Annotated in this window: 15 protein-coding genes; all 15 read left to right on the top strand. The window is 68.6% G+C overall.

Annotated features, from left to right (window positions below; all coding sequences use genetic code 11):
- Positions 1-475: GspH/FimT family pseudopilin (locus VGT06_13345; GenBank protein HEV8664106.1), on the top strand; the 475-nt coding region annotated here is incomplete at its 5' end.
- Positions 475-969, top strand: coding sequence for a prepilin-type N-terminal cleavage/methylation domain-containing protein (locus VGT06_13340; protein ID HEV8664105.1), 495 nt, complete (start codon positions 475-477; stop codon positions 967-969). The genes VGT06_13345 and VGT06_13340, both read left to right, overlap by 1 nt.
- A complete protein-coding gene (locus VGT06_13335; GenBank protein ID HEV8664104.1) occupies positions 956-1615 on the top strand; it encodes a prepilin-type N-terminal cleavage/methylation domain-containing protein in 660 nt (219 codons plus the stop codon). Before VGT06_13340 ends, VGT06_13335 begins: the two co-directional genes overlap by 14 nt.
- On the top strand, positions 1612-3402 hold the full coding sequence (locus VGT06_13330) for a PilX N-terminal domain-containing pilus assembly protein (protein ID HEV8664103.1): 1791 nt from the start codon (positions 1612-1614) through the stop codon (positions 3400-3402). The genes VGT06_13335 and VGT06_13330 overlap by 4 nt, the downstream gene beginning before the upstream one ends.
- A 267-nt stretch (positions 3403-3669) precedes the next feature.
- Positions 3670-4194 carry a hypothetical protein gene (locus VGT06_13325; GenBank protein ID HEV8664102.1) on the top strand — a complete coding sequence of 175 codons (525 nt, stop codon included), beginning with the start codon at positions 3670-3672 and terminating at the stop codon, positions 4192-4194.
- Positions 4179-4664 (top strand): prepilin-type N-terminal cleavage/methylation domain-containing protein, encoded by a 486-nt coding sequence (locus VGT06_13320; protein HEV8664101.1) that lies wholly within the window; start codon positions 4179-4181, stop codon positions 4662-4664. The genes VGT06_13325 and VGT06_13320 overlap by 16 nt, the downstream gene beginning before the upstream one ends.
- Entirely contained in the window at positions 4661-5401 is a 741-nt protein-coding gene (locus tag VGT06_13315) for a prepilin-type N-terminal cleavage/methylation domain-containing protein (protein HEV8664100.1), read from the top strand. Before VGT06_13320 ends, VGT06_13315 begins: the two co-directional genes overlap by 4 nt.
- Positions 5402-5422: 21 nt before the next feature.
- The gene (locus VGT06_13310) at positions 5423-7141 is read left to right on the top strand and encodes a pilus assembly PilX N-terminal domain-containing protein (GenBank protein ID HEV8664099.1); all 1719 of its coding nucleotides are present in this window, start codon (positions 5423-5425) and stop codon (positions 7139-7141) included.
- A 266-nt stretch (positions 7142-7407) separates the two neighbouring features.
- Positions 7408-8457 carry a type IV pilus assembly protein PilM gene (gene pilM, locus VGT06_13305; GenBank protein ID HEV8664098.1) on the top strand — a complete coding sequence of 350 codons (1050 nt, stop codon included), beginning with the start codon at positions 7408-7410 and terminating at the stop codon, positions 8455-8457.
- The gene (locus VGT06_13300) at positions 8454-8993 is read left to right on the top strand and encodes a PilN domain-containing protein (GenBank protein ID HEV8664097.1); all 540 of its coding nucleotides are present in this window, start codon (positions 8454-8456) and stop codon (positions 8991-8993) included. Before pilM ends, VGT06_13300 begins: the two co-directional genes overlap by 4 nt.
- A 9-nt stretch (positions 8994-9002) precedes the next feature.
- Positions 9003-9596, top strand: a complete 594-nt coding sequence (locus tag VGT06_13295) for a type 4a pilus biogenesis protein PilO (GenBank protein ID HEV8664096.1) — start codon at positions 9003-9005, stop codon at positions 9594-9596.
- Positions 9597-9859: 263 nt separating this feature from the next.
- Positions 9860-10123 (top strand): pilus assembly protein PilP, encoded by a 264-nt coding sequence (locus tag VGT06_13290; protein ID HEV8664095.1) that lies wholly within the window; start codon positions 9860-9862, stop codon positions 10121-10123.
- Positions 10120-12651 carry a type IV pilus secretin PilQ gene (gene pilQ / locus VGT06_13285; GenBank protein ID HEV8664094.1) on the top strand — a complete coding sequence of 844 codons (2532 nt, stop codon included), beginning with the start codon at positions 10120-10122 and terminating at the stop codon, positions 12649-12651. The genes VGT06_13290 and pilQ overlap by 4 nt, the downstream gene beginning before the upstream one ends.
- A gap of 109 nt (positions 12652-12760) precedes the next feature.
- The gene (locus VGT06_13280) at positions 12761-13468 is read left to right on the top strand and encodes a hypothetical protein (protein HEV8664093.1); all 708 of its coding nucleotides are present in this window, start codon (positions 12761-12763) and stop codon (positions 13466-13468) included.
- Positions 13469-13470: 2 nt separating this feature from the next.
- The coding region (gene aroC, locus VGT06_13275) for a chorismate synthase (GenBank protein ID HEV8664092.1) at positions 13471-14485 on the top strand (1015 nt) is incomplete at its 3' end.

Here is a 14485-nt window from a genome sequence, read left to right as displayed (position 1 = left end):
GGGCCGGCCGTTTCCCCCGGGCATCACGGCGATGGAGATTCTCATCGCGGTGGTCCTGCTCCTCATTCTGGCGGGGATCGCCACCCCGTTCATCCTGCGGACCCTCGAGGCGTACCGGGTCCGGACGGCCGCCTGGGAGTTGGCGGGGAACCTCCGGCTCGCCCGGCAGCGGGCGGTGACGGCGCAGCAGCGCACCCGGCTGCTGGCGACCCCCTTGGGGGCCCCCCTGGACCCGAACACCTACATCCTGCAGCGGGAGGAGGGAGGGGTCCTCGCCGGCGACTGGCGCGAAGACGGTCCCCGGTTGCGGCTCCCACCCGGCGTGACGCTCGCGCCGGCGAGTGCGGCCGCCGTCACCTTCACGGTGAAGGGAGCCGCCGACCCCGGGACCATCGTCCTGGCGAACGCCAGCGGGGAGTACCGCGTGGTGGTGAACGTGGTGGGCCGAGTCACCGTCTGCCGGGGGACCTGCTGATGCGAAGCGGCAGCGCGCGCGGCGTGACCCTGCTCGAGCTCCTGATCGCCATCGTCATCCTCACGGTGGCCATCCTGGCCATCGCCGGGATGTTCCCCAGCGCCTACACCAATGTCACCAAGGGGGGGCAACTCACGGCCGCCACGGCGCTCTCCCGGCAGATGGCGGAGATGATCCGGGCCGAGTCGACCTTCGACGCGGTCGTCCGGTACGAGGGTCTGGACACGGCAGTGCCCGGGACCGCGGAGTGGGCGGCGCTCAATACTCCCGAGCACAGCGGCCCCTCCTCATCCCGGCGGCTGGACCGGTGGCGGCAGAACGTCCTGGCCCTCCCGAACGGTCGCGGGCGCGTGGCCGTGACCGTTGTACCGGCCGGGGCGGGCCCGAACGGGACCCCCTACGGGCGAATCGCCAGCGTGACGGTTACGGTGGAGTACCGGGAGGGAGCGGTGGGCGGCCAGCAGGCAGTCCTGACGACCTATGTTGCCGAGTAGGCCCCGCCCCCCGCGGGGCTTCACGCTGCTCGAGACCCTGCTGGCGACCGCGATCGTGGCGGTGGTCCTGGGGGCGATCTACACCATGTACCTGGCCAACCAGGAGACCTTCCTCAAGGGGGAGGCCCGCAGCGACCTGCAGCAGAGCGCCCGGATCGCGATGGACGAGATGCTGCGGACTCTGCGCGATCTGGGCTACGATCCCCGGGTGACGGGGCGCTTCGGGTTTCGGGACGCCGCGAACCCGGGAACGGGGGGGTCATGCCCCGGGGGCTCCGTGGGGTGCGCCACCGAGGCCGAGATCCGCTTCACGCTGGATGACGACGGCGACGGTCTCCTGGATGACGCGGGGACGGAGCGGCTCGGCTTTCGGCTCCGGGACGGGGTGCTGCAGAAGATCAAGCCGGGGGCCGTCCTGAATCCGCAGCCCCTGGCGACGGGAATCACCATCCTCCGGTTCACCTTCCTGGACGCCGCCGGCCAGAGGATCCCGGATCCGCCCGGCGCCACCTACACCCTCACCCCGGCCCAGCGAGACGCCGTCCGCCGTGTCCGGATCGAGCTCACCGCGAGCCGGGACGTGCAGGGGAAGACGCAGGCATTTTCCCTCACCTCCGAGGCCCTGCTCCGCAACCCGCTGCCATGACGTCCCCTCCCCCTCCCCGCCCCGCGCGCGGCCGCCCGGTCGGTCGGGCGGGGGTCGCCCTGGTCGTCGCCCTCCTGGTCATGGGGCTCCTGCTCCTCCTGGGGGTCGCCTTTCTCAGCCTCTCCGCCACCGAGGTCCAGATCGCCACGAACGAGCGGCAGGCGGACCAGGCGTTCTTCGTGGCGGAGGCGGGACTCACCCAGGCCATCCGGGATCTCCTCTACGACCTCAACCTCAAGCAGACGGGCGGCGCCACCCCCTCCTGGATCTACAACGCCGATCCCTCGCAGGCCGCAAGCCGAACCTTGAACGGCCCCCCGCGCCTCACGTGGGACGAACGCACGGGCCGCTTCGTCGCGCAGCCGGCCATTGCGCTGGACCTGACGCAGGGGGGAGCGGCCGCACCGGCCCCGCCCCGGTACCTGGATCCCACGCGGACCCGGGACGGCAAGCTGGACTGGTTCACCCAGCCGTGGGTCAGGGTCCCGTACACGGGGACCGCCATCGGGAGCCCGGGCCAGGGGCCCATCGGCTTCTACACCGTGGACCTGCTGAACGAGGCCGGGCTTCCCACCCGGATCTATCTCCGGGCCACGGGGCGGACGGCGGCCGGAGGGGCGCGGCTCGCCCTGCGGGCGGAGCTCCAGGCGGCCAACCTCAGCCCCTGGAACACCGCCGCCTACAGCGGCGGGCCTCTCAACGGCGGGAGTCCGGTGAGCGGGAGCTTCACCATCCGGGGATCGGCATACTTCCGGGGACGGGCGGATCTCGGGGACGGGACGCACGCGTACAATAACTATAGCGACGGCACGGGGGGAGCCGCCCCCGACCCCCTCATCGTGGCGAAGCTCCCTCCCCTGGCCGATGGGAGCCTCCAGGGGGTGGTCCGGGTCCAGGGGGATCTCTCCCTCTCGGGGGCCTCTTCCATCGGCCTCCCGGAAAACGCCGCCGACAGCGCGAAGCAGACGATGCAGGGGCTGTACGTCGGCGGAGGAACCACGGCCCCGGCGGGGGCGATTCACGCCGACCGGGTGGGGACCAGGGTCCCCGACGTACCCCCGCCGAGCCTCCTCGACTACCACACCCGCCTGGACGCCCGGGAGGGGACCACCCGGGTGCGGGACGCGGCGGGTGCGACCGAGGGCGAGCGGGCCATGGTCCTCTACCGCGAGGATGCGGGGCAGGCTGTCCTGAACGATGCGACTGCGGGGACCCTCGGAATCGACAAGGAGGGAGGCTGCTTCCGGATCAGCCGTTCGACCCCTTCCTTCAGCCTGGGGGATCCGGGCAACAGGCTGATCTACGATCGGACCGCCGGGCAGCTCACCTTCGAGGGGGGCGGGCCGCGTGGTGAGGGGGTCCTGGCGTTCGTGGACGGTTGCCTCAGGATGAGGCTGGGCGGGGCCCTGCAGTACAGCAACCGGGGGACCCTCGTCATCAATGGAGACCTCCGACTGGAGGGGGAGGAAGGCGGGGGCGCCCTCTACGCCTCCGGCAGCTACCCGAATCCCCACTCCCTGGGGCTGATCACCCGGACCGACATCACCTTCGACGGGAGCCCCGGCTCCCAGCTGCTGGGGGCTTTCTTCGCTGGCGGCCAGATCCGCGTCCGCAGACAGGTGAAGATCGGGGGAGCGGTGGTTGCCGTCGGCGACCTCCGGCTGGACCAGGTGCCGGACCTGTACCAGGTCCCTGCTCTCGTGGCGAACGTGCCGCCGGGGATGCCGGGGAGCAGCGCCCGCTGGGTCCTGACCGGCTTCAGCTGGCGGGAGATGCGCGAGCAGTAAGAGCCCCCGCGGGGACTGGGACTCCGGCACCGTTACGGAATGTAACTTCATCCCAGAATGACCGCTGCAGCCCCGAGACCGGGACGGGGGCGGGGCGCAGACCTCCCGTCCCATCAACCCTTCTCCCCGTGAAGGCTTCCCGGGTCCCCAGCCCTCCCCCCTTGGCACCCGCCTTGCACCTCCAGGCCCCGCAGATTCAAGCCTCGTTAAACCGGGCAGTTTTTGGGCGGTTTGGGCCTTCCCGAAGCCAGCCCAAGGGGACGGGCAGTGGGGCAGCGAAAGCCAACCGGGTACACCGTCATCGAGCTCGCGATCACAGTCGCGGTCGCTCTCGTCTTGATCGCCGTGGCCCTTCCCCTCATCGGCACCACGATGGAGAACCACCGCCTGAATGGGGCCGTGCGGCGCCTGATGTCGGACACGCGGGATGCGAGATCTAGAGCAGTCTCCTTTCGATGGCAGTACCGCATCTTCGGCTACGGGGACACGAGTGGCACCCGACCAAACCAGTACCGGATCGAGGGGCGGACCGGCACCACCGCCTTTCCCGCCCCCTCGACGGACGGGCCCTTCAAGACCGCCACCCAGGAGGCTGGACTCTGGGTCAACCTCCCGGGCGACTATGCGGCGATCCGGGTCAACCCGGGAGGGGCGGCCACCTTCGAAGTCATCTTTGACGAGGCCGGAAGCGTCACGTCGGCGCTGAGCGCGATCACCATCCAGCGGGGAACGGGCGAGTCCCGCACCCTGCAGCCGTACCGACCGGGGTATGTGAAATGCACCAACTGCTGAGCGGCCGCCGCGACCACGGCGGCTTCACCCTCATCGAGGTCCTGGTGGCGGCGGCGTTGCTCGCCGTGGGCATCCTCTTCGTCAGTAGCATGTTTCCCGTGGGCTACTCCAACGTGGACGCCGGCGGGGAGCAGACGGAGGCGGCCATCCTGGCCCAGGACATGCTCGAGAAGATCAAGAACGCCCGGTGGGACGACGTGGACAATTTCGGGAGCTGCGGGGCGGGCGGGTGCTCGACAACGGCCGCGAGCTTCAGCACCGGCTCGGCCCTGGCGGATGCCAACCTGACCGAGTGGAAGACCGCCGTTCAAAGCCGCGTGCGAGCGGGCGTGGGAACGGTCCAGGTGACCCTGTTCACGCCCAGCTATACCCCCAATTCCAGGATCGCCACCGTCATCGTGTCGGTGCAGTTCAGCCAGGGCATCCGGGGGACCAAGACGGTAACGATGGGAACGAGGATCTCGGAATGAAGCCGGTGTTTCCGAACCGAGCGCAGGCGAGCGGCCCGTCGGGGAGCCGGCGCGGCTTCACCCTCATCGAGCTGCTCATCAGTGCGGCGGTCTTCCTCGTGATCCTCGGTGCCGTGTACCTGGTCTATACGACCAGCCACACCACCTACGCCCGCGGCGAGACCCGGGCTGAGCTCCACCAGACCACCCGGGCGGCCATGGACCTGATGGTCCGGGAGATCCGGATGGCCGGGTACTGGTGCAACCCGAGCTGCCCCGGCGGGATCCCCCACCCGATTCAGGAAGCCCAGGCGAGCGCCCTGAAGATCTACGGGGACATCGAGGGGACAAACACGACGCGCATCTACGTGGCCTACTATGTGAAAGACAACGACGACGTCAGGGTAGGGGGGGCGTGCCCGGCCGGAAAGGTCTGCACCCTGTACCGGCGCCGGTACGATGATCTCCTGCTGGCCCTGCAGCCCGAGGAGCAGATGGCGACGAATGTGCAGCAGCTGGCATTCCAATTCTTCAACAAGGATGGGACGGAACTGGTCCCGGGGGCGAACCCCCTCCTGGACGGCCTGGACGGCGCCCCGCTCCAATGGACCAACTTCCCCAGCATCATCGCCGCCTGGGCCGGCCGGGATGCGGTGCGGCGCATCAAGGTCCGGCTCCTGATCAAGGGGGATCCCGACAAGAACATCCCCACCTACGAATTGACCATGGATATTAGCCCCCGGAACCTGGGGGTCTAGCGGAGAAGGAGGCGGTTTCTCATGGGTGCACGGATCGGGATCGGGGGACATCGGGGGCGGCTGCTCGGCGACCGCCGCGGCATCGCGCTCCTCGTGGCCCTCCTCATCATGATCTTCCTCTCGTTGGCCGGGACGACCTTCCTGATGTTCTCCCTGACCGAGAGCCAGATCTCCACGAACCAGGCGGAGGCGGGGGTCGCCCTGGAGATGGCCGAGGCCGGGGTGGACCAGGTGATCTTCTGGATGGGGAATCCGCAGGTGTATGTCGACCAGGTAAACGCGGCGGGGGGAAATCCTGGCTTCTCCTTCCACCGGTACACCCGGACCACCAAGGACGGCAACGGCACCGAGACCTCGTACGTCGAGGGGAACGGGCAAACCTCCTACCTGATGACCACCGTGGCCGGTCAGCGCTTCTTCGAGAAGCGGGCCTGGGATGCCCAGAAGGACATCCCCTCCCTCGTCGGGAAGCTCGTGAGTGGGAGCTACGGGACCCCCCCGTTCCAGTTCAACGGGACCTACACGCCTGGCCTGACCCCTGGGGCAGCCGGGAGCCAGCCGGATCTGATCCTGGACGGCAGCCTCTGGTCGGCCCACCAGACGACCCTGGACAGCGCCTTCAGCACCCTCCAAGCGGCCACGGGCGGCCGCGTCCGCCGGATCGTGGTCTACCGCTCCTTGAGCGAGAACTCGGCGGCAACGGTCCGGGTCACCGGGGAGTCCCGGAGCGGCGTAAGCCGGACCGTCGAGATGGAGCTGATCCCCATCGGGGCGCCGGGCCTGGCCAACAGCATCGGCTCCGGCGGGACCGCCGGGTGGAACGGGAACTTCCGGGTCCACTGGGGAGGTGTCCGGTCCGTCGGGAACGTCACGCTGGCGAACCCCGGGAAAACCGCCTACCAGCAGCCTGCGCTGACGGGAGCCATTGACGGGGACAGCTTCGGGGGGGGGAACGTGGGCTACCACGTCGGGCCCCCGGGCGGCTACAGCACCTGGGATCACTGGTTTACCCTGAAGACGGCCGGGACCATTGACGGGTTCACCACTCAGGCCGACCTGAAGGATGCCTACGGCCAGAGCGCAACCTACTGGGGGGATAACCTCGTCCCGATGGACAGCAACGTGACGATTGACACGGTTGCCACATGGGACTACGCGAGCCTGAAGAAGCTCTCCCAGGAGAAGGGCTGGTACTACGAGTCCGGGACCGGGGGGAACGCGGGCAAGATCAAGGGCCCGAAGACCGGCGGGGTCTGGACCGACTTCAAGGCCGCCCTGGCGGGCCAGTCCGGGTTCATGTTCATCGATACCACGAACGGGGCCCCCCCGGCACCCGACGGCTCCAACCTGGCCAACTTCGATGTCAGCGGGAGCTGGTACACGGGCGTGAGCTCGTACGTCGGCGGCAACCTCGACTTCTCGGGTCTCGGGTCCGGGACCAGCACGGCTGCCATGACGCCGCCGTGGGACCCCACCCTGGGCGACCCGAGCCAGTCCGAGGATCCAGCGCTGCGCCAGTCCCGGACCATCGACGTCCACATCAAGGGCGCGTTCTACTCGGCCGGGACAGTCGAGGGCGGGGGGAACGTGAAGACATACGGAGCCTTCGTCGCCCTCCGCGGCTATGGCACCTCCGGTGACCCCGAGGTCTGGTACGATTGGGGCCTGCGAAACGGGATCCTGAGCGTCCCGCCCGTGCAGCGGGCCAGCAACACCTGGCACGAGGTCAAGGTGAACTGATCGCGGAACAATTGACGGTGTGCCGCCCCTCCAGCCGGGAGGGGCGGCCGTGTTTGATCGCACGAAACGTCGGGACCACAAAGCCTGGTGGCAAAATTTGCCAGCACGTCCAGATGCAGTTGCAAGAGCAGTCTCGCGGGAATCGCAGGGGAATTGGGCGCATTTTTCCCTTGACAAGCCTTTGTTTTAAAAGTATTAGCCAAACTGGCTTCACCTCGTTTCTCAGAACCGCAGATATCTAGAGGGTTTTAAAGATGTTTTCATTCTTGGCCCGGAAGAAGGACCTGGTGGGGCTGGATATCGGGGCCTCCTCGGTCAAGGCGGTGCAGTTACGCCAGGCGGGGAAGGGCTATGAGCTGATGCACCTGGGCATGGCGCCGCTGAACCCCGAGACGATCGTGGACGGGGTCATCATGGACGGCGGGAGCGTCATCTCGGCGATCCAGCAGATCTACCAGGAGCACGGCATCAAGACCAAGGACGTGGCCGTGGCGGTCTCCGGCCACTCGGTCATCGTCAAAAAGATCAAAATGCAGCAGATGAAGGAGGAGGAGCTGGCCGAGTCCATCCAGTGGGAAGCGGAGCAGTACATCCCCTTTGCCATCGAGGACGTAAACCTGGACTTCCAGATCCTGGAACCGCGGGGTGGGTCGGCGGAGATGGACGTCCTGCTGGTCGCGGTGAAGAAGGACGTCATCAACGATTACCTGACGGTCATCTCCTCGGCCGGCCTGAACGGCCAGGTGGTGGACGTGGACGCCTTCGCGCTGGAGAATGCCTACGAGATCTCCGGGGACCTCCCCCGGGACCAGATCGTCGCCCTCGTCAACCTGGGCGCCACGGTGATGAACATCAACATCCTCCAGCAAGGGGTGACCGAGTTCACCCGGGACTCGGCCATCGGTGGAAACCGGTACACCGAATCCATCCAAAAGATGCTCGGCCTCTCCTTCGAGCACGCCGAGAAGCTGAAAATGGGGACCCCGGTGGAGGGCCGGACCCTCTCCGAGGCCCAGCCGGCGGTCGACATGGTCAACACGGAGCTGGCCGGCGAGATCCGCCGCTCCATGGACTTCTTTCGCTCCTCCTCCCAGAGCGATACCATCCACAAGGTGGTCCTGAGCGGGGGGGGAGCGCGGCTCCCGGGGCTGGTGAGCTTCCTGGGCCAACACCTGGAGGTGCCGGTCGAGGTGGTCAACCCGCTCCGGGCGATCAAGACGGATCCCAAGAAGTTCGATCCCGAGTACCTCGAGTTCGTGGGGCCCCAGCTCGGGGTGGCCGTGGGGCTGGCCCTGCGGCAGGTCGGTGACAAATGATCAAGATCAACCTCCTCCCCCATGTTTCCCGGAAGAAGGCCGCCGTCAACCGTCAGGTCCAGTTGGCCGGGGTCGGGGCGGCAGCGGTAGTGCTGGTCCTGCTCTACGCCTGGTGGTACATGCTGAGTGCCTCGTGGAAGATTGAGGAGCAGATCAAGGTCACCCAGAACGAGCTCAAGCGCTACGAGGAGGTGGCCAAGAAGGTCGCCCAGTTCGAGGCGGACAAGAAGCGCCTGGAGGAGAAGATCAAGATCATCGACCGGCTCATCGCGTCCCAGACCGGCCCGGTGCGGCTGATGGATCAGATCAGCCGCCAGCTCCCAACCGAGGTGTGGCTCACCGGGCTCCGGGAGAGCGCGGGGCGGGTCATGCTGCAGGGCTACGCGTTCACCGACTTTGCCATCGCCGAGTACATGACCCGGCTGCAGCGGGACGCGGGGCTCTTCAGCGAGGTCGAACTCTCCTTCTCCGAGCGGTCCGAGGTTCAGAAGATCCCGGTGAAGCGGTTCGAGCTCGCCCTGAGACTCAAGGCCTGAGGGGGCGCCATGGACATCAAGGGCCTCTTCGCCAACATCCCAAAGCGCCAGCAGTACATCCTCGGCGGCCTGCTGGCTGCCGGCCTCCTCTACGGGTGGTGGGGGCTCCTCTTCAAGCCGGCCTGGGACAAGAACGATCAGCTCCAGAAGCAGCTGGATGGGCTGGTGTTCCAGCTCGACCAGAAGAAGCGGATCGCCGCCAACCTCCCCCGGCTCGAGGCGGAGATCAAGCAGCTTCAGGAGCGGCTGAAGGCGTCGGTCGCGCGGCTCCCGGAGGAAAAGGAGATTCCCACCCTCCTCACCCAGGTCAACAGCCTGGGCGAGGAGGCGGGGCTCGTCTTTACCCTCTTCCGGCCCCAGCCCACGGTGAAGAAGGACTTCTACGCCGAGGTCCCCATTCAGGTCCGGGTGGAGGGGAGCTTTCACGCCCTGGGGGCGTTCCTCGACCGGATCGGCAAAATGGAACGGATCGTGAACATCGGCGCGCTGAACGTGGCGCCGGCACCGGCCACGGGGCCGGGCGGGCGGCCGCGCGCCCCCGACCAGAGCATCATCGCGGACTTCAGCGCCACCACCTTCACTTTCGTCGCAACGGGGAGCTAATCGTGGGAGCAGGGGAGCGCCGGGCGGGGGGCAAGGGCGTGCCGGGAATGGCCGCCGCTGTGCACACCGCACTGGTGGGGGGCCTCCTTCTCGTCACGATCGCCTGCTCGCGAGATGCCCCGCCTCCGCCGCCACCTCCCCCTCGGCCGGCTACGGCCCCGCCTCCGGCCGCCCCCGCGCCGGCAACCGCCGTAGAGCCCCGGTTCACTTACCGGTCGGAGGGACGGCGGGACCCGTTCCGGAACATTCTGGATGCCCGGCTGGTGGAGGAGGGAGCAGAGGGGATCGACTACAGCAGCCTCAAGGTGGCGGGGATCGTGTGGGGGCGGCAAGCCTATTTTGCTCTGGTGGAAACGGCCGACGGGCTTGGTCACATCCTCCGCGTGAATGACCCCCTGGGCAAGACGGGCAAGGTCCGACAGATCACCCCCGAGGGGGTGGTGATCGAGGTCCGGGCCAAGGACTTCTCGGGCCGCTTGCAGACCCGGACCATCACGCTGGAGATGAAGAAGGAGGAGAAGCAATGAGTGCCACCCGCTCAGCGAAGGTGGCAGGGCGCCTGACCCCGGTCGTCCTGGGGCTGGCGCTGCTGGCCGCCTGCGCCGGGCCCGCAGCGGTGAGCGAGCCGAAGGCCGAGGAGCCGGCTGCCGTGGCCGCGGCCCCCTCCCCGGAAGCACCAGCCCTCGAGCCGCCGGCACCCGGTGCGGTCCCGGTCCCGACAGAGGAGGAGCGGGCGGCGGCCGAGAAGGCCATGCGCGAGGCGGAGGAGGCGGCGAAAACGGTCCCGGAACCGGCCAAGCCGGCGGGTCCGATCACGGTCACCGGCATTGAGATTCGAGATGTGGAGCCCACCGGGGCGGTCGTGGTTCTCACGGCCGACGGCCCGTTTGGCGCCTACGAATCGTTCTCCCTGCCCGAGCCGCCCCGCCTGGTCATCGACCTTCCCGAAGCGACGTACGCGGTCAAGCGCCCCGTGACGGCACCGAAGACGGGGCCGATCAAGCGCCTCCGCTCCTCGCAGTACAAGGTGAAGCCCGTCAAGACGACGCGCCTCGTCCTGGACCTCGGCGCCAACCTCCCCTACCAGGTGCAGGCCAAAAACGCGCAGTTCCATGTTCTGATCGGGGATGCGATTGCCAAGGCGGGTGCCCCCGAGGCGCCGATCCCTGCGGTCGCGGCCCCCGCCGAGCCTTCCGCGCCGGCCCCGCCCGTCCTCCCGGAGGGAGAGGGGAAGGTCACGGGGGTAACCTTCAAGCCGGCAGATGCCAGGTCGCGGATCCAGATCCAGACGGAGGGCCGGGTCTCCTTCAACCTGACCGAGCTCAAGGATCCCCCGAAGCTGGTCGTGGACGTGGCCGAGGCCACCATCGGCCCGGGCGTGAGCCGAAGCCTCGAGGTGGCGCAGCTGCCCGGGCCGGTCGAGCGCGTGCGCGCCGCCCAGTTCCGCACGCAACCGGAGAAGGTGGTCCGCGTGGTGGCGGACTTGAAACACCGGGTCCGGTACGAGGCGATCCAGTCGCCCACCGGCATCACGCTCGAGTTGAGCGAGCCGGCGGTGGCAGCCCCCCCCACGCGGCCCGCCCCGGCTCCCCCTGTGATGGCGGAGGCCCCCCGGCCGGTCCCGCCGGCCCCGGCCGTTTCGCCGCCGGCTCCGGCGGTCCCCGGAGCGCCTGAGGCCCCCGCGGCGGCCCCGGCCGCGCCTCCCGCACCGCCGGTGGCGGCGGCCCGCCCGGCTGCCGCGCCGCGGCCCGGCCGCCTCTCCATGGACTTCAAGGATGCGGACATCAACAACCTCCTCCGGATCATCGCCGAGGTGAGCGGCCAGAACATCGTGGCCGGGGACGAGGTGAAGGGGAAGGTCACGGTCCGCCTCGTGGACGTGGACTGGGAGAAGGCCCTGGACACCATCCTCCGGATCAACAACTTCGACTATGTCCGGGACGAGAACATCATCCGGGTCGCGTCCCGGGCGAAGCTCGAGGCGGACGCCGCCTCCCGGGCGAAGGCCGCCCTGGCGGTCCAGGACGTGAAGCGGGCCGCCCCGTTGAAGACCGCGATCCTGAGCGTCAACTACGCGAAGCCGCCCGAGATCGTGAAGGCCCTGGATAAGATCAAGACGCCGGGCCGGGGCAGCATTTCGGTGGACGAGCGGACCGCCACCCTCATCATCGAGGACACCGAAGAGACCATCCAGAAGATGCGGGAGCTGGTGGCCCGGCTCGATATCCCCACCCCCCAGGTCATGATCGAGGCCCGCCTCGTGGAGATCGCCGCCGACCACTCCCGCGAGTTGGGGATCGAGTGGGGCGGCCGCTATAACCCGGGCACCCCGAGCGGTGGGGGGAGCGCGATCGGGATCTCCGACATCTTCGGGGCTGCCAGCACGCTGGTCCCTAGCCTTTCCTCGGTCGCGGGACAAACCGGTTTTCTCGCCGGGCAGGACATCCCGCACGCCATCAACCTGCCAACCACGAACACCGCGGGCACCTTCGGGGTTACCGTCGGTCGGGTAGACGGCCGGTTGGTCCTCGGGGCCCGGCTGAGCCTCTTCGAGACCCAGGGGAAGTCCCGGACCCTCTCCACCCCGCGGATCACCACCCTGGACAACGAGGAGGCCGAAATCCGCGTCGGGACGCAGGTGCCGTTCACGACCGTGGACAGCAGCGGCCGGACGGTCATCGCCTTCCAGGACGCCTTCCTCCGCCTGAAGGTGACCCCTCACGTAACCGCCGATAAGCATGTCTCCATGAAGATCGAGGCGGAGAATACGGTCCAGGGCACGCGGATCGACTTCTCGGGCGGGTTCGCCTTCCCCCTGAACCAGCGGAAGGCCACGACCCGCCTCCTGGTCGCCGATGGGAGCACGGCCGTCATCGGCGGCCTGGTGCAGACCCTGGAGACCAACCGCGAAAGGAAGGTGCCCTGGCTCGGCAACATCCCCGTCCTGGGCTGGCTCTTCAAGACCCGAACCGAGAACATCGATCCGGAGCGGACGGAGCTCCTCATCTTCATCACGCCCACGCTGGTGGAGGAGGTCCGGCAGGCGCGGCGGTAACTCGGGCCTACGCCGAGCACGGAAACGCACCCTCCGGGGTGCGTTTTTGCTTCCGCGAGCCATCGCGCATCGAGTACAATCTCCCCGCCCGAGAGGAGGCGGAACGCGCATGCGTCGACTTTGCCTTGCCCTGATGGTCCTGGCCGTGGCGTCCCCCGCCCCGGCCGCGGAGCACCTGCCCAAGCTGGCCCTGGCCCTGGGGGACACCTCCTTCCTGCGTGAGGAGGTTGTCGCGGAAGCCGGGGCTGTCCTCAGGACCGATCCGGGGGAGTTTGCCCTGGACGAATACAGCCTGGTGGTTCTGGCCAACGTGCCCCTGGCAGCCGTCCCGGCGGCCGTCCGCGAAGGGCTTCCCGACTTCGTCAGCAAGGGGGGCTCCCTCCTCGTAACCGGCGGGACCGGGGCCTTCGGCAGCGGCGGCTACGAGCCGATCGCCCCCCTCCTGCCCTTTTCCCTCCGGGGGGGGGCCGACTGGCGGGCCAACCCGTTCAAGCCTGTTCTGCTGCTGCAGTCGGGCCACCCTATCTTCGCCGGCGTCAGCTTCCCGACCATCGGGGCCTTCAATGACATGAATCCCCGCTCCGGGGCATCGGAGCTGGCCCAGTATCAGGGCGGGGCGACCACCGGCGGGGCGAAGTTCAGCTCCCCCCTGATTGCGGAGGCCGGCCTGGGATCGGGCGCTGTGGTAGGGGTCGCCTTCGACCTCGCCGCTGAGATCCGGGGAGGGTGGGGCGAAGGCGCTCAGTTTGTCCGGAACCTGGTGAACTACCTGGTGGCGCGGTCCCCGCTCGTGCCCAAGCCCCGGAAGAAGTCCTGATCATGCTGCGTTACCTGACCGCCGGAGAGTCCCACGGACCCGCCCTCACCGCGGTCCTGGAGGGCATCCCGGCCCGGCTCCCCCTCGACGCGAAAGAGATTGACGACGAGCTTGCCCGCCGGCAGCAGGGGTACGGCCGGGGGGGGCGGATGAAGATCGAGCAGGATAGGGTCATCCTCTCGGCGGGCGTTCGTCACGGCCTCACTCTTGGTTCCCCGATCGCCTTGACCATCGTGAACCGCGACTTCGAAAACTGGCGGGACACGATGGGCGTGGAGGCCGAGGCGACGGGACGGGACGCCCGGCCTCCCGTGACCCGTCCCCGGCCCGGGCACGCGGATCTGCCCGGGGCCCTCAAGTACGGACAGCTGGACATCCGGAACGTCCTCGAGCGGGCCAGCGCCCGCGAGACGGTGGCCCGGGTGGCGGTGGGGGCCGTTTGCAAGCGCCTGCTCCGGGAGTTCGGCGTCACCCTCATGAGCCACGTCCTGGAGATCGGGGGGGTCCGGGCGGAGATCCCGTCCCTGTCGGTGGTCGAGCTCCGGGGGCTGGCCGAAGCCTCCGCCGTCCGGTGCGTGGACGCGGCCGCGACGGAGGGCATGGTGGCCAAGATCGACGAGGCCAAGAAGCGGCGGACGACGCTGGGGGGACTCTTCGAGGTGCGGGTGGAGGGGGTGCCACCCGGGCTGGGATCCTTTGCCCAGTGGGACCTCCGCCTCGACGGTCGGCTGGCCCAGGCCCTCATGAGCATCCAGGCCATCAAGGCGGTCGAAATCGGAGAGGGATTCGACGTGGTCCGGCGGTTCGGATCGGAGGCCCACGACGAGATATTCCATGACGGGGAGCGCTTTCACCGGAGGACCAACCGGGCCGGGGGTCTGGAGGGGGGGGTGACCAACGGGGAGGCGATCGTCGTCCGGGCAGCCATGAAGCCGCTTTCCACCCAGTACGCTCCGCTGGCGTCCGTGGACCTCCTGACCACGGAGCCATTCCAGGCCAGCGTCGAGCGCTCCGACG

This window comes from Candidatus Methylomirabilis sp. (assembly GCA_036000645.1).
Taxonomy (GTDB): Bacteria; Methylomirabilota; Methylomirabilia; order Methylomirabilales; family JACPAU01; genus JACPAU01.
The sequence above is the reverse complement of the archived record's forward strand: the minus strand, read 5'-3'. Positions and strand labels throughout refer to the sequence as shown.

Excerpts from the sequence above, each read along its gene's own strand:
- VGT06_13340 (HEV8664105.1), top strand. The coding sequence starts at position 475 with ATGCGAAGCGGCAGCGCGCGCGGCGTGACCCTGCTCGAGCTCCTGATC.
- VGT06_13335 (HEV8664104.1), top strand. The coding sequence starts at position 956 with ATGTTGCCGAGTAGGCCCCGCCCCCCGCGGGGCTTCACGCTGCTCGAG.
- VGT06_13330 (HEV8664103.1), top strand. The coding sequence starts at position 1,612 with ATGACGTCCCCTCCCCCTCCCCGCCCCGCGCGCGGCCGCCCGGTCGGT.
- VGT06_13320 (HEV8664101.1), top strand. The coding sequence starts at position 4,179 with ATGCACCAACTGCTGAGCGGCCGCCGCGACCACGGCGGCTTCACCCTC.
- VGT06_13315 (HEV8664100.1), top strand. The coding sequence starts at position 4,661 with ATGAAGCCGGTGTTTCCGAACCGAGCGCAGGCGAGCGGCCCGTCGGGG.
- VGT06_13310 (HEV8664099.1), top strand. The coding sequence starts at position 5,423 with ATGGGTGCACGGATCGGGATCGGGGGACATCGGGGGCGGCTGCTCGGC.
- VGT06_13300 (HEV8664097.1), top strand. The coding sequence starts at position 8,454 with ATGATCAAGATCAACCTCCTCCCCCATGTTTCCCGGAAGAAGGCCGCC.
- VGT06_13295 (HEV8664096.1), top strand. The coding sequence starts at position 9,003 with ATGGACATCAAGGGCCTCTTCGCCAACATCCCAAAGCGCCAGCAGTAC.
- pilQ (HEV8664094.1), top strand. The coding sequence starts at position 10,120 with ATGAGTGCCACCCGCTCAGCGAAGGTGGCAGGGCGCCTGACCCCGGTC.
- VGT06_13280 (HEV8664093.1), top strand. The coding sequence starts at position 12,761 with ATGCGTCGACTTTGCCTTGCCCTGATGGTCCTGGCCGTGGCGTCCCCC.